Source organism: Phycisphaerae bacterium (assembly GCA_041652575.1).
Classification (GTDB): Bacteria; Planctomycetota; Phycisphaerae; order Sedimentisphaerales; family UBA12454; genus UBA12454.
Genome location: JBAZHC010000006.1, coordinates 70,054 through 88,255 on the forward strand (window position 1 = coordinate 70,054; position 18,202 = coordinate 88,255).

Annotated in this window: 16 protein-coding genes; 12 read left to right on the top strand and 4 right to left on the bottom strand. The window is 46.1% G+C overall.

The features are described from left to right. Window positions 1–91: 91 nt before the first annotated feature. The 4 genes from WC496_06090 to WC496_06105 all read left to right on the top strand — a co-directional run bounded on the left by WC496_06090 (window position 92) and on the right by WC496_06105 (window position 3,359). Window positions 92–1,111 (top strand): hypothetical protein, encoded by a 1,020-nt coding sequence (locus WC496_06090; GenBank protein ID MFA5292590.1) that lies wholly within the window; start codon window positions 92–94, stop codon window positions 1,109–1,111. Between the two features lie 4 nt (window positions 1,112–1,115). Beyond that, window positions 1,116–1,775, top strand: a complete 660-nt coding sequence (locus WC496_06095) for a prepilin-type N-terminal cleavage/methylation domain-containing protein (protein ID MFA5292591.1) — start codon at window positions 1,116–1,118, stop codon at window positions 1,773–1,775. 77 nt (window positions 1,776–1,852) lie between these two features. Beyond that, entirely contained in the window at window positions 1,853–3,052 is a 1,200-nt protein-coding gene (locus WC496_06100) for a nucleoside transporter C-terminal domain-containing protein (protein ID MFA5292592.1), read from the top strand. Window positions 3,053–3,092: 40 nt separating this feature from the next. Next, window positions 3,093–3,359, top strand: coding sequence for a hypothetical protein (locus WC496_06105; protein MFA5292593.1), 267 nt, complete (start codon window positions 3,093–3,095; stop codon window positions 3,357–3,359). Window positions 3,360–3,364: 5 nt separating this feature from the next. Here WC496_06105 and WC496_06110 read toward each other — a convergent pair whose 3' ends face one another. Next, entirely contained in the window at window positions 3,365–3,856 is a 492-nt protein-coding gene (locus tag WC496_06110) for a metallophosphoesterase (GenBank protein ID MFA5292594.1), read from the bottom strand. A 103-nt stretch (window positions 3,857–3,959) separates the two neighbouring features. Here WC496_06110 and WC496_06115 point away from each other — a divergent pair, with 103 nt between their 5' ends. After that, window positions 3,960–5,171: a 6-phosphofructokinase gene (locus WC496_06115; protein MFA5292595.1), complete on the top strand. Its 1,212-nt coding sequence runs from the start codon at window positions 3,960–3,962 to the stop codon at window positions 5,169–5,171. A gap of 88 nt (window positions 5,172–5,259) precedes the next feature. Here the strand turns inward: WC496_06115 and WC496_06120 are convergent, their stop codons facing one another. After that, a complete protein-coding gene (locus tag WC496_06120; GenBank protein ID MFA5292596.1) occupies window positions 5,260–6,048 on the bottom strand; it encodes a hypothetical protein in 789 nt (262 codons plus the stop codon). A 259-nt stretch (window positions 6,049–6,307) separates the two neighbouring features. Between WC496_06120 and WC496_06125 the strand changes: the two genes are divergently transcribed. The 3 genes from WC496_06125 to WC496_06135 all read left to right on the top strand — a co-directional run bounded on the left by WC496_06125 (window position 6,308) and on the right by WC496_06135 (window position 10,205). After that, complete coding sequence (locus WC496_06125; protein ID MFA5292597.1) at window positions 6,308–8,491, top strand: CHASE4 domain-containing protein; 2,184 nt, start codon at window positions 6,308–6,310, stop codon at window positions 8,489–8,491. 195 nt (window positions 8,492–8,686) lie between these two features. After that, a complete protein-coding gene (locus WC496_06130; GenBank protein ID MFA5292598.1) occupies window positions 8,687–9,232 on the top strand; it encodes a hypothetical protein in 546 nt (181 codons plus the stop codon). A 205-nt stretch (window positions 9,233–9,437) separates the two neighbouring features. Next, the gene (locus WC496_06135) at window positions 9,438–10,205 is read left to right on the top strand and encodes a sulfite exporter TauE/SafE family protein (GenBank protein ID MFA5292599.1); all 768 of its coding nucleotides are present in this window, start codon (window positions 9,438–9,440) and stop codon (window positions 10,203–10,205) included. Here WC496_06135 and WC496_06140 read toward each other — a convergent pair whose 3' ends face one another. After that, window positions 10,206–11,189 (bottom strand): PfkB family carbohydrate kinase, encoded by a 984-nt coding sequence (locus tag WC496_06140; protein ID MFA5292600.1) that lies wholly within the window; start codon window positions 11,187–11,189, stop codon window positions 10,206–10,208. Window positions 11,190–11,419: 230 nt separating this feature from the next. On the opposite strand from WC496_06140, the gene purF reads away from it, so the two are divergent. The 4 genes from purF (at window position 11,420) to WC496_06160 (ending at window position 16,455) form a co-directional block, all read left to right on the top strand. Beyond that, the gene (gene purF, locus WC496_06145; protein MFA5292601.1) at window positions 11,420–12,859 is read left to right on the top strand and encodes an amidophosphoribosyltransferase; all 1,440 of its coding nucleotides are present in this window, start codon (window positions 11,420–11,422) and stop codon (window positions 12,857–12,859) included. Continuing rightward, on the top strand, window positions 12,859–13,926 hold the full coding sequence (gene purM / locus WC496_06150; GenBank protein MFA5292602.1) for a phosphoribosylformylglycinamidine cyclo-ligase: 1,068 nt from the start codon (window positions 12,859–12,861) through the stop codon (window positions 13,924–13,926). The genes purF and purM overlap by 1 nt, the downstream gene beginning before the upstream one ends. 22 nt (window positions 13,927–13,948) lie before the next feature. Beyond that, a complete protein-coding gene (locus WC496_06155; GenBank protein ID MFA5292603.1) occupies window positions 13,949–14,944 on the top strand; it encodes a hypothetical protein in 996 nt (331 codons plus the stop codon). Window positions 14,945–15,297: 353 nt separating this feature from the next. Continuing rightward, window positions 15,298–16,455: an iron-containing alcohol dehydrogenase gene (locus WC496_06160; protein ID MFA5292604.1), complete on the top strand. Its 1,158-nt coding sequence runs from the start codon at window positions 15,298–15,300 to the stop codon at window positions 16,453–16,455. A gap of 85 nt (window positions 16,456–16,540) precedes the next feature. Here WC496_06160 and WC496_06165 read toward each other — a convergent pair whose 3' ends face one another. Further along, window positions 16,541–18,193 (bottom strand): electron-transfer flavoprotein:ubiquinone oxidoreductase, encoded by a 1,653-nt coding sequence (locus tag WC496_06165; GenBank protein MFA5292605.1) that lies wholly within the window; start codon window positions 18,191–18,193, stop codon window positions 16,541–16,543. Window positions 18,194–18,202: the final 9 nt, after the last annotated feature.

The following is an 18,202-nucleotide window of genomic DNA, read 5'->3' on the forward strand; positions in this document are numbered from 1 at the left end:
TTATTTCTTGTCAAAGATATTTGAATGTGGTATTCTTGGTAACACGATTTTCAATTTTTTATGCGCAGGTGCTCGCAGGAAGGTTTCAGGAATGAAGAAAGATGTAAGGTTAATTTGTATAGTTATGTTTTTATTTACGGCTCTTTGTTCTGCCGTAACAAACTGGGATTTACAGCAGATTGGTCCTGATGGCTATCCTATTGAAGGTTGCTATGCGTATGATTATGACTCTGCCGTTATTGAAGGATATATTTTGAACAGGCCCGAATATATGCTTAATGGAACGCCTAATTACAATACCATTCCCTGGAATCTCGGCGGCCAGTGGCAAATTTTTGTTCAGGGAGGCACGGGTGATCATGCCGGCACGGCAGTTTGGATGGGACAGAATTACGCGAATATGCTTGGAGTAGGATACGGACGATATACCAACGAAGAATGGATTGCAGAGCTTGACCGTTTAAATAACGACCCCTGCACCGGCCACAGGTTTATGCCGGGCGATAAAATACGCGTAACCGGTCTTTTAATGCCTCATGGCGGCAAAGCAAACATCAACGAACAACATGATACCGATCCTGACAATGATATAACAATTGAACTTATCGAGCTTGGCGCAGGCCTGCCCGAGCCGGAAGTAATTACCTTAAGTCAGGTTAAAGACGCAAATAATAATTTTATCTTTGATTATACAAGAGCAACCGGCTGCGAATATTATCAGAGCAGGCTGGTTCGAATAAATAATGTACATTTTGTGGATGTCAATCTATGGGCACCCGGCGTAAAAACAATGCAGATTAGCGATGGAACGAGGACGTTGCCGCTATGGCTTGGTATCGGCCCAGGCATAACAACCAACTCAAACAACCTTCCCGCTAATTTCGATGTCATCGGCATTTTCAACCAGGAAGATTCGGACACCGCCGGTTATCTGCTCTGGGTTACAAATTATGACGGAAATGGTCAGGTATTAACCGATGGCTGCGACTTGTCAGGCGTATTCGCTTCCGGCGATATAAATAAAGATTGTACTGTAAACTTCGAAGATTTTGCGATTATGGCGGCAGACTGGCTCAAATGCAGCAATCCGCTCTTGACTGAGTGTCAATAAATATATGAAACTGAAACGGGCCTTTACATTAATCGAACTGCTTGTAGTCATAGCTATAATAGCTTTACTGCTTGCGATTTTAATGCCCTCATTGGCAAAGGCCCGCCTGCAGGCTAAAATATTAGTTGCCAATGCCGAACTTGCGGATATAGGCCTTGCTCTTGAGGCTTATGCGATAGACCATAATAATAAATTTCCTCCCACTCGGGCCAGTTGCAATTCTGATGCTCGTGAGTATTCGTGGGCATTGCCGCAGGAGTTGGTTAAGGCCGGATATATGCCGGGCGGCAGGACCAGGGTTGTAACTTATTCAAAAGTCGAGGATAAATTCAATCCCGGCTTCGCATACAAATATGTTGCGGTTGGACCGCGGCTTGATTTTTCCGGCAAGCCCTTTAAAAATGACCTGTCTTTACAAATACCGGTAGGTTTCCCGGACAACGAAACAGAAAAATATAAAACTTACGACGACCCAAAAACATCGCCCGTAACATGGGCACTGTTCAGTCTTGGACCTAAATACGATGAGCAAAATGCGGGAATGGAAAAATTTCCTGTCTCAAAACAATATTGGTATTCCCCAAAAACCGGCAGCGGTATTATAACACGCCTTCGGTTATTGAAACAAATGGACCATATCGGCACATTTCAGAATGGCAATTAAACCGGCAATTTTATTTCGAGGTTGATTTACCGGTTCTGTCCTCTTATATTATCCTGCGGTAATTACGGAGTAATTTTATGCCCAGATTGATAAGTCTTACGGGTTTGCTTGCAATGGTTCTTCTCGCATGGCTGCTTTCCGATAACCGCAGAAAAATGAACCGGCGGCTTATTGTCAGCGGCATTATTCTCCAGCTTGTACTTGCAGTTATTATTCTGCATACCATACCCGGCCAATATGTTTTCAACGGCATAAGGATTTTTATAACAAGGCTTATTGGTTTTTCCGAAGCGGGTTCGGCATTTGTATTCGGCGAAGGCTTTAAAGAACACTTCTTCGCGTTTTCAGTTTTGCCCACCATAATTTTTGTATCATCTCTTATGACAGTTCTTTTTCATCTCGGCGTTCTGCAAAAAATCGTCGAGTTTATGGCCAAGATTATGGTCTATGTTATGGATACGGCAGGCTCGGAGTCTCTGGCCAGTGCCGCCAATATTTTTATGGGAATGGCCGAGGCGCCGCTGGTGATAAGACCTTATATAAAGACAATGACCCGCTCTGAAATTATGGCGATGATGACCGGCGGAATGGCTACCATTTCCGGCGCGACACTGGCAGCCTATACAGGATTCGGCGCAAACGCAGGACATCTGCTGACGGCCTCGATAATATCGGCGCCGGCCGCACTGGTTATAGCGAAAATAATGGTTCCGGAAACCGAGCCGTCCCAGACCAAAGGCGTAGTAAAGATTAAAATTCCGAAACAGGACGTAAATGTTCTCGACGCCGCCTGCCGCGGCGCCATCGATGGCGTCAAGCTCGCAATCAATATCGCCGCTGTACTGATTTGCTTTATCGCGTTTGTCGCTCTTGTAAACTGGCTGTTTTCGTTTATGCCCGGTTTCAGGGGCCAGCCGTTTACGCTCGAAAGAATCCTCGGCTGGTTTTGTTCGCCGATTGCATGGATTATGGGGGTGGAATGGAAAGACGTCTCGATAGTCGGCTCGCTGCTCGGAAAAAGAACGGTACTTAATGAATTCATCGCTTATCTTGACCTTGTTAAATACAAAGACGTGATTTCTCCTCGTTCGTTTACTGTGGCGACTTATGCACTTTGCGGCTTTGCGAATTTCGGCTCGGTTGCTATTTTAATAGGCGGCCTGAGTACGCTTGTTCCGGAAAGACGAACGGAATTTGCCATGCTCGGTTTTAAATCTATGATAGCCGGAACTCTGGCCTGCTTTATGACGGCGACAATCGCAGGTGTGCTGATTTAAAAGCGGCTCGCTTAATGAAATGTTTTTGAAGGAAGAAATTATGATTAAAGACCCTCATATCATTCTCGGCGTTCATATCACGGACAGAATAAAGCACATCGGCCAGATTCAGCCGGTTTTAACGGAATTCGGCTGCTACATTAAAACAAGGCTTGGTCTGCACGAAGCGGGCAAAGACTTCTGTTCGCCGAACGGTTTGCTGATTCTCGAATTGGCTGGCGACGCGAAAAAGTGCGCCGAGCTTGAGCAAAAACTCAGGGCCATAGAAGGCGCAAGCGTTCAAAAGATGGTTTTCGAACACGATTAATTTGCTTATAGTTCGAATTCCGCAATCTTTAAACTGTCCGTATCGAGTATGACAAGATTGCCTTTGCCGCACACCCAGTCGGTCGCTTCGCCGGGGTTTATAATCAGCGTCTTGCCGGCGGTTCTGATGTCCCTGAAATGCGTGTGCCCGTAAATGACGATATCGTATTTACCGCTTGCGACGATCTCATCGAGAACGCTCGGCTTGTGCGTCATAAAAAGTTTTTTGCCTGCGATTTGCCCGGTATAAGGGTCCTGATGGATTTCGCCGCCGAAGTCCTCTATTACTTTTCTAAGCACGAATTTTTCGCCGTCGTTATTGCCGAAAATCGCTATAAACTTCGCGTTTTTCACATCTCCGAAAGCCCTGGCGGTATATTGAGAAACAATATCGCCGGCGTGAAATACATACTCTACCTGTTCTTTCTTAAAAATTTCAACCGCCTTTAGTACGTTTGCGTGATGGTCGTGCGTATCGCTTATTATCCCGATTTTCATAAATAATCCCTGTAATTTTTTATATTATAAAATATTGTCGAAAAAAGGTCAATTCTGTATAATACCGCAACTATTAATAATCTGGATTTGAAAGGTTTTAAAAATGGCATCTGCCCCGAAAGCAAACGCAATTGTAAGTCAGTCCGGCGGACCAACAGGCGTAATTAACGCTTCATTAGTCGGCGTTATCGAAGAAGTTAAGAAATATCCTGAGATTCAGAATCTCTACGGCGCAATTCACGCGGTAAGCGGCATTGTGAAGGAAAACTTCATCGACCTTAACAAAATCTCAACCAATGTTCTCGAAACAGTCGCGGCAAGCCCCTCATCGGCGCTCGGCTCGAGCAGGGATAAACCGGACGCCGAATACTGCAAAAAAATTCTCGATGTCTTTAAGAAACGGGATATCCGTTATTTCTTCTACATCGGCGGAAACGATTCGGCCAATACCTGCTTCATTATTAATAATATGGCTCAGGAAGCCAAATATGAACTCAGGGCTTTTCACGTTCCAAAGACCATCGACAACGACCTGCTCGTTACCGACCATTGTCCCGGTTTCGGCACAGCGGCAAAATTCGTAGCCTGTGCTGTTATGGGCGATGACCTGGACAACAGGGCTTTGCCGGGCATTAAAATCGACGTTATAATGGGACGCCACGCAGGTTTCCTTACCGCCGCCGCGGCTCTCGGCAAACAGAGAGACGACGACGGCCCGCATTTGATTTATCTGCCGGAAAGACCCGTTACAATGGATAAGTTCCTTTCCGATGTTGACGCTGTTTATAAAAAACTCGGCAGATGCGTCGTCGCTATAAGTGAAGGAATTGGCGACGTCGACCATAAAACATGGGCCGAGAAAATCACCGAGACCGAAGAACGCGACTCGCACGGAAATGTTCAGCTTTCCGGAACAGGCGCTCTGGCCGATTTCCTTGCCGCTCAGATTAAGAGCAAATTGAAAGTGAAACGTGTCCGCGCTGATACGTTCGGCTACCTGCAGAGAAGTTTTGCGGGATTGCAGTCGCCTGTCGATGCGGCCGAGGCCCGCTGGTGCGGCCGACACGCCGTTCAGTATGCTATGAAGGAACTCAACGGCTCTGTCGCTATGAAGCGAACAGGCAATGGTAAAAACTACGGCGTTGAACTTTTCAGAACGAAACTCAAAAACGTCGCCGAAAAGACAAAATCGCTGCCCGATGAATTCATCAACAAGGACGGCAACGGCATAACGCCGGCATTCGTCGAATACGCCCTGCCGCTGACCGGCGGACTGCCGAAAACAGAATTTCTCGGCAACAAACCGAAAATTTAAAAATGCTTACTCGGAAACAAAAAAGCCCTCGATAACAACGGGGGCTTTTTTTATAAATCAAAACATCGATTATGTATTAAGGCGGTTTTTAAAAATCCACCGTATAGGAGAATGAACACCAGAATTCATCTTCTTCATTAACCGATTTATCCATCGTGGTCTGGTAATATACGGCAGGCGTAAAACCGCCGGGGCCGAATTTAATATAGCTCGAAGCTCCCCATGTGATATATGCCCAGTCGTGGGCAAAATCGGGGCCGCCCTGCCCGTCGTTATATGTAATATCCCAGCTCAGCGTCAATGGCAGCGGCAGCTCGACTTTGGGTATATTGACATCATAAGTAAAACCGAATGTATGCAAACAGCCTTCCATTTCAAGAGCCGCAGCCGGGCTGTCGCCTTTGGCGGCATAAAGATAACTAAGCGTATAATTCGGCACTATGCCGCAGGAAAAAATATCAGGCCAGGAAAAACTGAATTCAAATTCCTGTGAATCCGCCTCATCGGACGATATGCGGGTATAATCGTAATATAACCATTTCAATTCATAATCGATTTTAAACTTCGTATCTTCAAACAAACTGTTTGTATAAGCCACCGTATAATCAAACTCATCGCTGCTTACAAAGCCGCTGCTGCACGCCGATGACGACCAGACATTAACGCTGAATCCGGTTCCAAATAAATCTATATTGATGCTCGGCTGAAAGGCCGCACGACCCTCGTACAAATCCTGACCGTGCCAGATGTATTTGCTGACCCAGGTTACATCGAGTTGTATCCCCAGTTTAGTCTCCTGTGTCAGGTTGGCATCCTGCGCCAGCACACAATTAACTGCACAAATCAGTCCTATAACAAATATTGTGATGTTTTTCATTTCGGCACTCTCGAAAAAAACGTTTAATTGTGGAGTCATAACTAACTGTATTTACAGCCGGTTATCGTCAAAATCATCAAAGAAACGGCCTTTAATCCCCAACCTCTTTATCCCGCCTAAAATTTGGGGCGTTCCCCAAAACATCCATATCTTTTTATCGGCAAAACCAATTAATTAACAACAGGATTAAGACGAAAAAACAAAAGGAAACAGGCCGGCAAGGTACCGCTTCGATAAATAATTTAGGGGTTGATAAAAAATGATATTTAAACCTTCACTCAGCCGAAAAGTACTATTAAGTATCAGTTGTGTAATCATACTGGCTCTTATGGCTATGCTCTATGTTTCCAAGACGATAGTACTGAGAGGGTTTGCCCGTCTTGAAGAACAGGAAGCACAGACAAATATTGAGCGCGCCAAAAACAGCGTCGATGTCGAACTGACTGATTTAGTCAGGATATGTAAGGACTGGGCGCCATGGGACGACTCACAGAATTTTGTACTCGGCAAAAATCCCGAGTACATCGCTTCGAATCTTCTGGCAGACAGCCTTTCAAATTTTAATCTTAATTTTATGATGTTTATAGATTTGTCCGGAAAAATATTTCATATTACGGCGGTTGATCCTGAGAAGGGGGAATTTGTACAGCTTCCAGAGACAGTGGTTGACGGTATTCTTGCGAACAAGTCTCTTCTCACAATGACAGAGCCGAAGGACAGCAAGTCGGATATAATTATTCTGCCTGACGAAATTATAATGGTGGCTGCTCAGCCGATTTCAAATAGTTTGTCAGAAAAGCCCATCAGCGGAACATTGATAATGGGGCGATATTTGAATGACCGGATGATAAAAATATTGAGTGAACGAACGCAGCTCGATATCAGCATATCACGCAACGATGCACCGGCATATGACCACGATGCTTCGGTCGTCGTACTGAGTAAGGATAGCATAGCGGGGTTTGTGAACATTTCCAATCTCAACGGTGATAAACATATTACGCTGAAGACAATAATGCCGCGGGCGATTTACAATCGCGGCCTTACGACAGTTCGCTATTTTACCACAGCTATAATATCAGGAGTCGTGAGTATTCTGGCGATTCTTCTGTTCGTTATGCACAAAATCATACTTCGGCCCATTAATACTCTAACTAAAAATTTCATGGATATCCGCAACAACCACGATACAAGCACAAAACTTTATACAGAAAGAAACGATGAAATCGGAACCCTCGCCAGGTCGTTCGACGAGATGATGGAAAACCTCAAAAATAAAATGGCAGACCTGGACGAAAGTCAAAATCTGACAAGAAACATCATCGACACGGACCCTGCGATAATCTTCGTTAAAGACTGTGACGGCCGCTATCTTCTCGTAAACAAGGCAATGGCCGGTTTATTCGATACGACCTGTAAAGATATGCTCGGCAAAACTAATATGGATTTTCTGGGCAGCGCCATCTCTTCTTCCGAGCAAATTGACAAATTCGCCGGCGATGACAGAAAAGTCATCTTAAGCCAAAAACCTCTTTTCGTAAAAGAGGAACAATTTGCTTCGCCCAAAGGCTGGTCAAAGTGGCTGCAGATTTACAAAATTCCGATAACCATAAAGGGCAACCCGAAATGCGTCCTTGGAATCGGCGTGGATATTACGGAACGCAAAAAAAATCAGGACGAGACAAATTCTTTGAACCGTGAACTGATAACAGCCACAGAAAAAGTTGAAACGGCAAATATAGAACTCAGGAATTTTGTCTATGTGGCCTCCCACGATTTACGTGAGCCTTTGAATAAGATTGCCATGTTAAGTAATGTATTGCATCGGTCCCTTACAGACAAGCTTACCGGCAACGACGCCGAAAATCTGAATCTTATGATCGAAGGCGCCAATCGAATGACAAAAATGGTTGAAGGCCTGCTTGATTACTCGCGTGTGGATATGGAAACTCATCCTTTCAAAACCGTTGACGCAAATGAAATTATCGAACAATTAAAGGAATCGGAACTTTCGGTACTGTTGGACGGAAAAAATGCAATAATAGAAATTCCGCAGTCATTGCCGACTGTTATAGCCGACCCTGTTCAGTTTCGCCAGCTGCTTGGAAATCTTATTGCCAATGGGATTCTATATCAGGATAAAGACTCAACTCCGCATATTACGATAACATCAAAACCTGCCGCTGACGGCATGACAAAGATAGAAGTCGCCGACAACGGCATAGGCATAAAGCCAGAATATCATCAAACAGTTTTTATGGTGTTCAAACGCGTCGCCTCCGGCGATGAATATGAAGGTACGGGAATCGGTCTTGCCGTCTGTAAAAAAATTATTGAACGGCACGGCGGCAAAATCGGCCTCAAATCAACCCCCGGCAAAGGTTCGACTTTCTGGTTCACAATCCCCACCTCCTCAGCTGCGGTTTTTGCCGCTCACGTCTGAGTTTAATTTGGCACTGTATGCCGCAACAACTTTAAAAACGCAACATATTTAACTATAAGCACTTAACGCAAAAACCCCGCACGGTGCCGGAAATTTTCCCGAACATATTCCTTTTGTTTAAGTACTATTTATACGGTACGTTAAGGTAGATGTATGCAAATATTAACCAATATTCAGATTAGAAAGGTAAATTGTATGTTTAAAAAAAACCTATGGATTTCAGCTTGTATTCTTACAATTGCGATATTCGTTTTTGCCGGCTGTGACAAACAGGCCAAGTCAGACACTCAGGACCTGAAAACCGCCCCGAAGGCTTCTATCGCAGATAATACAAAGACTGGCTGCATAAGCAAAGCCGCAGACACAAAATGTACCAAATCAAAAGAGAAGAAGGGCTGGTATGCAAAGAAAGAGAAATGTGCCGCTGTTAAAAAAGAATGTAAGGCTGCAAAAAAGGGCTGCCCGACAATGGCTAAAAATAAATGCAGCGCTGAAATGGCAAAGAAATGTGCTGCCGACCCGAATATGATGAAAAATTGTCCGATGAAAGACAAAAAAGGCTGTCCGACAATGGCTGAAAAGAAATGCAGCGCTGAAATGGCAAAGAAATGTGCCGCCGACCCAAACATGATGAAAAATTGTCCGATGAAAGGCAAAAAAGGCTGCCCCATGATGAAGAACAAAAAGGGCTGCTGTGCAAAAAAAGGTGCTAATGATCCAAACGCACCGGCAAAGCCGTAAAAATAAATAAACCAAAAAAAGATTGGCTGTGTGATAAAACTTTGTCGCACAGCCATTTTTTTTGCCTTCACCCCGCACCTATTGTACAATGCCAAAGCAAAAAAATAATCGATTCAAAGATAAAATCGAAACAATTTTGAGTCGGATGTAAAACGGAACGATAGGTGCGGGGTTTATCCCGCTTAGCCGGATACTATTTTTCATTATGTTTACAAGTTTGACGAATCTATTGCCGCAGAATTACACTTCAACCCAATGGCTGATATTATGTATATGCGCAGTTTGTGTCGGTATGAACAAAACAGGTCTGCCCGGCATAGGGATAGTTGTAGTTCCTTTGATTGCGGCGTTTTTCCCGGCAAAGACCTCGACCGGTTTATTGCTGCCGATGCTTGCGATGGGCGATTTATTTGCCGTTGGTTTCTATCATCGTCACGCGAAATGGCCGCACATTATTAAACTCCTTCCGCCGGCACTTTTCGGCATAGCCGCCGGTTCCGTCGTAATCAGGCATATTTCCGATTTTCAGCTGGCGCCGGTCATAGGCGTAATTGTCCTTGTTATGCTCGTTTTAAATTATTTGCGTTCGCAAAAACAGCGGGATAATTTCGATGTGCCAACGCATTGGCTCTTTGCCGTTACTATGGGTTTCTTTGCGGGCCTTACTACGCAGATGGCCAACGCGGCCGGTCCCGTTATGATTATTTATCTGCTTGCCGCACGTCTGCCGAAATACGAATTCATCGGAACAGGCGCATGGTTTTTCCTTATTATCAACTGGCTCAAAATTCCGGTATTTATAACTGAAGGCAGGATAACCCTCGAATCGGTTTCTGCTGATGTTATTATGCTGCCTTTGATTGCTGCCGGTGCAATTATGGGAGTATTTGTTCTGAAAAAACTTCCCCAGAAATGGTTTAATATTATTATGCAAATCCTCGCCGCAGCAGCCGCCGTTAAACTGCTGTTCTAATTACGGCAAACTCTGCAGCAGTTCGATTATTTCCTCTTTTTTCGGCAGCGATTCCTGCGAACCGAATTTTGAACAGGCCAGCGCTCCTGCCGCCGATGCGAACTTGGCGGCCCTTCTGATTTCGTCTGCCGTAAGGCATCCCTTAGCGGAGCCTACGCCGCAGCTTGCGGCAAGTGCTCCGTCAAACGCATCGCCGCAGCCGGTATGGTCGACAAATTTTACTTCAAACGGCGCGATATGGTCTGCGCCGCTTTTATCAATAACCATCGCGCCTTTTCTGCCGAGCTTGATAACAACACAGCCTACGCCGCGGGCGATAAGGTCGGAACCGATAAGTTTTGCGGTATGAATATTATGATTTTGAGCGGTGCTTAACTCGGCAGCCTCGGCAAAATTAGGCACCAGTATATCGGCGGTATAATAATCCAGCGGCAGTTTCCCGCTTTGATTTTCAAACTGCTCGCCTGACAATGCAGGGTCGAGAATTACTTTTGTCTGGGCCAGTTTCGCCGCTCGTATCGCGCCGCAGATAAAATCATTTGAAAGACCGCCGTTTATCAGGCACACATCGGCGAACCTTAAAAGTTTTTCGAATCTTTCCTCTTCTATATCGCTGTTCTGCAGCGCCCTGTTTGTTCCTTCGGAGATAATTGTTCTGTTCGCTCCCGAACTATTGACGAACGAAACGCTCACACCGGTGTTTTTCGCCTCGGCATCGGAAACAAAATCGCAGTTTACGCCGAAGGCTTCAAGGTTGTCTTTTATCATCTGCCCGAAGATATCTTTGCCGACCTTGCCTACGAGGTAAACATCGCATCCGCAAAGGGCCGCCTGAATTGCCTGGTTCGAACCTGCCCCGGAGGCCGTATATGAAAAGCCGCTCCCTGCCGCGATTTGTCCGGTAGCAGGAAAATCCACGCACCGTATCGCCATATCCACATATATGCCGCCGATTACGACAACTTTAGGTTTGTCCCCTGCCATTGGTACCTCTAAAAAAATTCTGCTCGGCTTGTCGAAGTCGGGATTTCTACTGGTCTATAAAATACAGCCAAGTCACGGGTTTTGCAATAACTTATCATTATTCAATCCTGACGTGTGAACCTATAAAGCATTTGACTTGAACGATACGTTCGGCTACACTACTTTCACTGCAATAAGAACGGGATTTCCCGACAGCACTGCTGTTTTAACCTTTTATCTGGATAGTACTTATGGACAAGAAAGAAAACTGCGGTCTTTTCGGTATTTTTGGAGATGACGACGCGGCTGAAAAAACATTTTTTGCTCTGCACAGTCTTCAGCACCGCGGCCAGGAGTCGGCGGGCATTGCCACAAGTAACGGAGAGATGATTACCTGCCATACCGGCATGGGGCACACGACCAGGGTCTTCCGGTCGGGACCGAACACACTTAACCGCTTGCGCAATCCGATGGCTATAGGCCATGTACGATATTCCACCTCCGGCTCGCGAAACCTCGCAAATGCCCAGCCGCTGCTTAGCGAATACTCTCGGGGCCAGGTTGCGGTCGCTCATAACGGAAATTTAATAAACGCTTCTTTGCTTCGGGACGAATACGAGGCTTACGGCCATATTTTCAAATCCACAAACGACACTGAAATCATAATTCATCTTCTGGCCAAACCCTCGCACGTTTCAAAGCCTGACCCGCTGGGTCACGTTCTTAATCATCTTCAGGGTGCCTATTCTCTGCTCTTTCTTTTTCCCGACAGAATTGAAGCCGCAAGGGACCCTTACGGCATAAGGCCTCTGTGTATTGGAAAAACGAAAAACGGCGCTTACTGCGTCGCAAGCGAAACCTGCGCACTGGTCACTATTGACGCCGAATACATTAGAGATGTCGCTCCGGGCGAAATCGTAACACTCGACAGCAGGGGCATCACCAGCAGATGGTTTGTAAAGCCCGCAAGTATCACCCCGGCGCATTGCATCTTCGAGCACGTTTACTTCGCAAAGCAGAGCAGCGATATTTTCGGAGAAAATGTCCACGAGATCCGCAAAAGATTCGGCGCTCAGATTGCCAAAGAGCATCCCGTTGACGCCGATGTTGTAATTCCCGTGCCGGACTCAGGAACCTCGGCCGCCATTGGATATTCACGACAGAGCGGAATACCTTTTGATATGGGTTTTATAAGGAGCCATTACGTCGGCAGAACTTTTATTTCTCCGACTCAGGACCTGCGAGACCTTGCCGTCAAGCTCAAGCTTGCCGTCGTTGCAAACGTTGTCAGAGGCAAACGTGTTATAGTGGTTGACGATTCGATTGTTCGCGGCACAACCACGAAAGGCAAAATCAACGCGCTCAGACAGGCAGGAGTTAAGGAAGTTCACATGAGGGTAAGCTGTCCGCCGATAAGATTCCCCTGTTTTTACGGCGTGGATTTCCCCACAAAACAGGAATTGCTCGCCAACGAAAGAGATATGAAGCAGATAAAGGAATTTCTCGATGTGGACAGCATCGGTTATATCTCGCTCGAAGGAATGCTGTCCTGCGCCTCTTTGCCGAAGGAAAATTACTGCACCGCCTGCTGGACGGGAAGTTATCGGATTCCTATCCAGACGGTAGTGAATAAATTTACGATGGAACGATACCAGATGCAGCTTTTTGACGATGAACCGGTACAATTATAATGGCTGAATATCTCACTTACTCCAAATCGGGCGTCGATATTGACGCGAATGACGAAATGGTGGACAGGATTCAAACCTCTATCCAGAGCACGCTTGGCCCTCGCGTAATTAACGTCCCCGGCGGCTTTGCGGGCCTGTTTCGTCTCGACTACGACGAAAAAATCTTCCGTAAAAATTACAAAAAACCTGTTCTTGTCGCCTGCACCGACGGCGTCGGCTCGAAGGTCCTCGTCGCAAGACAGATGAAAAAAATCGATACGCTCGGCTTCGACCTCGTAGCAATGAACGTCAACGATATGCTCGTTATGGGCGCAGAGCCGCTGTTCTTCCTCGATTATCTGGCCATAAACAAACTCGAACCGGCCAAAGTGGCCGATATGGTCGAAAGCATCGCCGCCGCATGCAGGGTCGCAAATTGTGCGCTCATCGGCGGAGAAACAGCAGAGATGCCCGACATCTACAAAAAGGACGATTTCGATATGGCAGGTTTCGCCGTCGGCATTGTCGAAAAAAATAAAATTATCACCGGCTCAAAAATCGAAGCCGGCGACGTCGTGCTCGGCCTCGCCTCGACCGGCCTCCACAGTAACGGCTACGCCCTCGCCAGAAATATCTGCTTTAAAAAACTCGGACTTAAGGTTGACCAGGAAATCCCCGAACTCGAAAACAGAACCATCGGAGAGGTACTGCTGGCCCCGACAAGAATTTATGTCCGTTCGATAATCAAACTTCTCAGTCACTACAAAGTAAAACACGTCGTTCATGGAATGGCTCATATCACCGGCGGCGGCCTGCCGGGCAATGTCCCGAGAGTCGTTCCCTCTAACTGCGATGTGGTCCTGGATAAATCAAGCTGGAAGAGACAGCCCATTTTTGATTTTATGCAGAAAAACGGCCCTGTCGAAGAAGAAGAAATGTACCGTGTATTCAATATGGGTATCGGTTTCACCCTGATGGTTGCACCTGATTTCGCCGATTCAATCGCCGAACAGCTTGCTCATAGCGGTGAAACCGTTTATAAAATAGGTACTATCCGCAAAGGCAGCGGAAAAATAATTATAAAATAACTTTAATTTCGGCAAACCTTTTATGGAAAAAAGGATTTCGTCGGCTGTTGCGTTTCCGCCGGCAGTAATAATTTATATTATTTTTGCCGCTTGGCTTTTCTATCCACACCTGCAAAAGCTCTCCGCCATACAGCGTCTTTTCCCTTTGGAAGCCATCGTCGCCGCGGCAGGTGTTTTCATTCTATGCAGACGATGGGTGCTTTCGTTTTTCGCTTCTCTTATCGGCGGCGCCATTTTCGGCTTCGGAATATTCGCCTGCTCTTTCTTCTGCTATCATCCTTTTGCAGGACTTGTTTACGCGGTTTTGCCGTGGACTTTCGTGCCGGCCGTTTTCTTTTATCAGTGGACAAAACTCGATTCCAGAAACACCGCCATTCTTTCCGGCCTGCTCTCCCTCCTTCCGTTTTTGTTTATACTCCTCGCTTATGAATTCTCCGCCGGAATGTATCTTTACCCCATACCCGCCGATACCCGCCTGTCTATTCAAAGCCTGCTCGGCATAGTAAATCCTTCCGGCGCAAAACCCGACATATTCGCCCTGGGCTTTTATCATGTTTCCGTCGCCGGCCTGATTATGGGCTGTGTTCTGCTGGTCAGGACTCGCAGAATATGGACGATTGTCTTAATCGCAGCGGCAATTTTCGCCGCCTTTTACAGACCCATAATGCACGTCCCGCCGGTTATGTGGGCCTCTGTTCCGGTTTTATTTTGTTCTATTATAATTGCCTCAGGCCTTGAAACTCTAATTCTCGCAGGCGCCGCCGATTCGAAACTGCTTCTGGCCTCGGCGGTAATATTATTTTTGTTCGGCCTGTTTAATGTTTTTGTGCCGGGCCAGTCGGGTCTTTCCCCTCAATTCATCGGTATGTACGGCCTCGGTGTCTTGGTCGTTATGCTTATCTTCTTTATCGCCCGCGCAAATCGCCCCTGGCATGGTGTCAGAATGTTCGTATTATATTCCGCCGCCCTGATGGACATATTAATCAGTACGAAATATATCATAGATATTATTTTCTAATCAGGGCCTGGTTCCGAAGGTATAAAAAAATGGCAGAGCTTTGTAAGCTCTGCCGTTTATTTTATGGCTCTTTCGTTTTTGCGTTTTAGCGTTTCGCCCGCTGCATCCTGCTTTACCATCAGACTTGCCGCATGTTGCCGAGACGGATAGGCCGGTTAAGCTAAACATAACCTTTTCAGGTAATTCGAGCCATGTTTTTTTATATGTCTCTGGTTAGACGTATCGTCTTATCAGTACTGAAAAGTTGAATTTTTTAAGACATATTTTTAAAATCATACGATAATTTTTACACTGGCAAAAAAGCACAAAATAAGTTAAATAATATCGGTCTTATTTGGAAAAGGATAAAAAATATGGATAATTTCACCTATTGCAACCCGGTCAAAATAGTATTCGGCAAAAACACAATCTCGCAATTAAACCAGCTTATAGACCCAAAAGCGAAGATTCTTTTAACCTACGGCGGCGGCTCAATTAAGAAAAACGGCGTCTACCGACAGGTTAAGGCCGCTTTGAAAAAACGAAAAGTCGTCGAATTCGGTGGTATTGAGCCTAACCCCACTTATGAAACCTGCCTCAAGGCTATTGCCCTCGGCAGAAAGGAAAAAATCAATTTCGTTCTCGCCGTCGGCGGAGGTTCGGTACTTGACGGCTCGAAATTCATCGCCGCGGGAATTCCTTATAAGGGCAAAAACCTCTGGGATATTGTTTCAAGCTTCGGACAAATCCTTAAAACCGTTATCCCTATAGGAACAGTTATTACTCTCCCGGCAACAGGTTCGGAAATGAATGCCTTTGGCGTTATATCGAGATTAAGCACAACCGAAAAACTCGCTTTCGGCAGCCCGCTTTGCTATCCGAAATTTTCGATACTCGACCCGCAGACAACTTACTCCCTCGACAAGAAACAACTGCGCAATGGCATTGTTGACACATTCGTTCACGTCGCCGAGCAATACGCCACTGTCGATTTGAACACCGCTTTGCAGGATAAATATGCCGAGGCGATTTTTAAAACTCTTATCGAAATCGCCCCCGCCGTAATGAGCGGCAAAAAAAATTACGACGCCCGCGCCAATTTTATGTGGTGTGCGACGCAGGCGCTGTGCGGCATTTTAGGCTGCGGCATAAAACAGGACTGGAGTACTCACGGCATCGGCCACGAGCTGACGGCCTTTTTCGGCCCAGCCCACGCCGAGACTCTTGCGATTGTTTTGCCGGCTATGTGGAAATACGAAATTAAAAACAAGTCCGCAAAATTTGCCAAACTTGCCGAAAACGTCTGGGGCGTAAAAAAAGGCACTGCAAAACAGAAAGCCAACGCCGCGATAAAACACACCGTTAAATTCTTCCATTCGCTCGGTATGCCGACGTCACTGAAAAATTACGGTATAACATCGAAGGACATCGAAAAAATCGTTCAGCGTTTTGCTGACAGGGGCATGGTAATCGGTGAAAATGGCGACATTGATTCCAAGGCAGTCCGGAAAATTCTGAAATTGTCTTTATAGGGCAAGGGCGGGCTTAGGTAAGGAGGACCGGCGGAATTGTGTTCTACAATTTTCCGCACCCTAAACCCTGCCCCCAATAATAACCCTACATATTTTTATATCTTGGTCCGCCGCCACCTTCAGGCACCGTCCAGCGGATATTGTCGAACGGACATTTCCTCTGACAGGTTTTACAGTGCAGACAGTTAGATGAATTTGCCGGTTTTACCTGCCAGCCTATCGTTTCATACACACCTGCCGGGCAGAATGTAATACATGGCGAACCAAATTTCGGCGTGCATTTCTGCGCACAGGTATTTGTGTTTATTATCGTCAGATGGCTGGGCTGCTCTTCGCGATGTTCCGTAGCCGCCATTGCCGTAAAAGTATCTTTGTCGTAATTCTTCGACGGTTTATATTTATATTTTTTGCTCGTAATCGCCTGATAATCTTCCTCAACATTGAACAGCGGCCCTTTCTGGCCGAGAACTGATAACGGCATCCCGAACAGCGGACCGAATTTTGCAACGTTCTGTCTGAATCTCGACGCAAATCTCATTTCTTCCATTACGCCCGACATATTCAGCAGTTCGGTATATTTCGACGCTGTGGAGTTAAAGTTATTCAAACACTGGGCAACTGCCTTGCCTGCTGCCATTCCGGATTTTATCGCGTTGTGCAAACCTTTAATCTTGAGCATATTGACAAACCCTGCCGCATCGCCGAGTATCAGCACGTTAGATTTTCCGACCGCGCTTGTCTGCGGATTTCTCGGCAGCGCGTAAAAGCCGCCTTCGGGAATCATTTTCGCCCCTGCTTCGACAATCGTGCCGCCTTCTATGAATTTTTTTACAAACTTATGATTTTTGAAATTCGTCAGCGCATCCTGTGGATTGAAATCGCAGTATTTCCAGTCCAGCCCGACAATCATTCCTACCGCGATATGATTTTGACTGACAGGATGCATCACACCGCCGCCGAACATCGCAGGCCCAAGAACTGGCGTCCACAAAGGATAGCCCATCGCGTGAACAACTCTTTCGCTGCTGAATTTGCTGAACTGTTCATCGCTTACCTTTATCAATTCCTTTACTCCGACTGAGTAAAGCTGTTTTGCTCGTCTCGTTAACCCCGCCTTTTTGACAAACTTTTCCGTTACCAGACCATCGCAGCCCTCGGCGAGTATAACTACATCTGCCTCGATAATTTCGCCCGCAACATAATTAGGCTGTTTTGCCCCGTGCTTATCCAGCCCCTGATCGACAAGTTTTATCCCCGTGGCGATATTTTTAGACACATCGTAAATAATATCTTCAGCGGCGAAACCGTGTATGACTTCGACTCCCATATCTTTCGCCGTCTGGCAGAGCCATTTCGTAAGTCTGCTTATCGATATTATATAATCTCCCTGATGTTTCATCTGGCCGAAGTTGATTTTGAACTTTTCCGCAAGTTGTATCGCTATATGAATATTGAAAGCTAATTTATCCCCCGCGAAAAACATCGTATTGTCTTTCGTCACTCTATACGCAAGAATATCCTTTGCCTCTTCGGATTGATGCCATTGCGGATTTACCTGTCCCATCAGCGATTCCAAAGCACCGGCTTCGAGAGTCGCGCCGGACAGATTGTGATTGCCCGCTTCGGCCGCCTTGTCGATTACGCATATTTCCGCATCGCTCTGCTGATGTTTCAGCGTAATCGCAGCCGATAAACCTGCCGGCCCTGCCCCAACAATAATTACTGAAGTTTTATTCATATCCGTAAA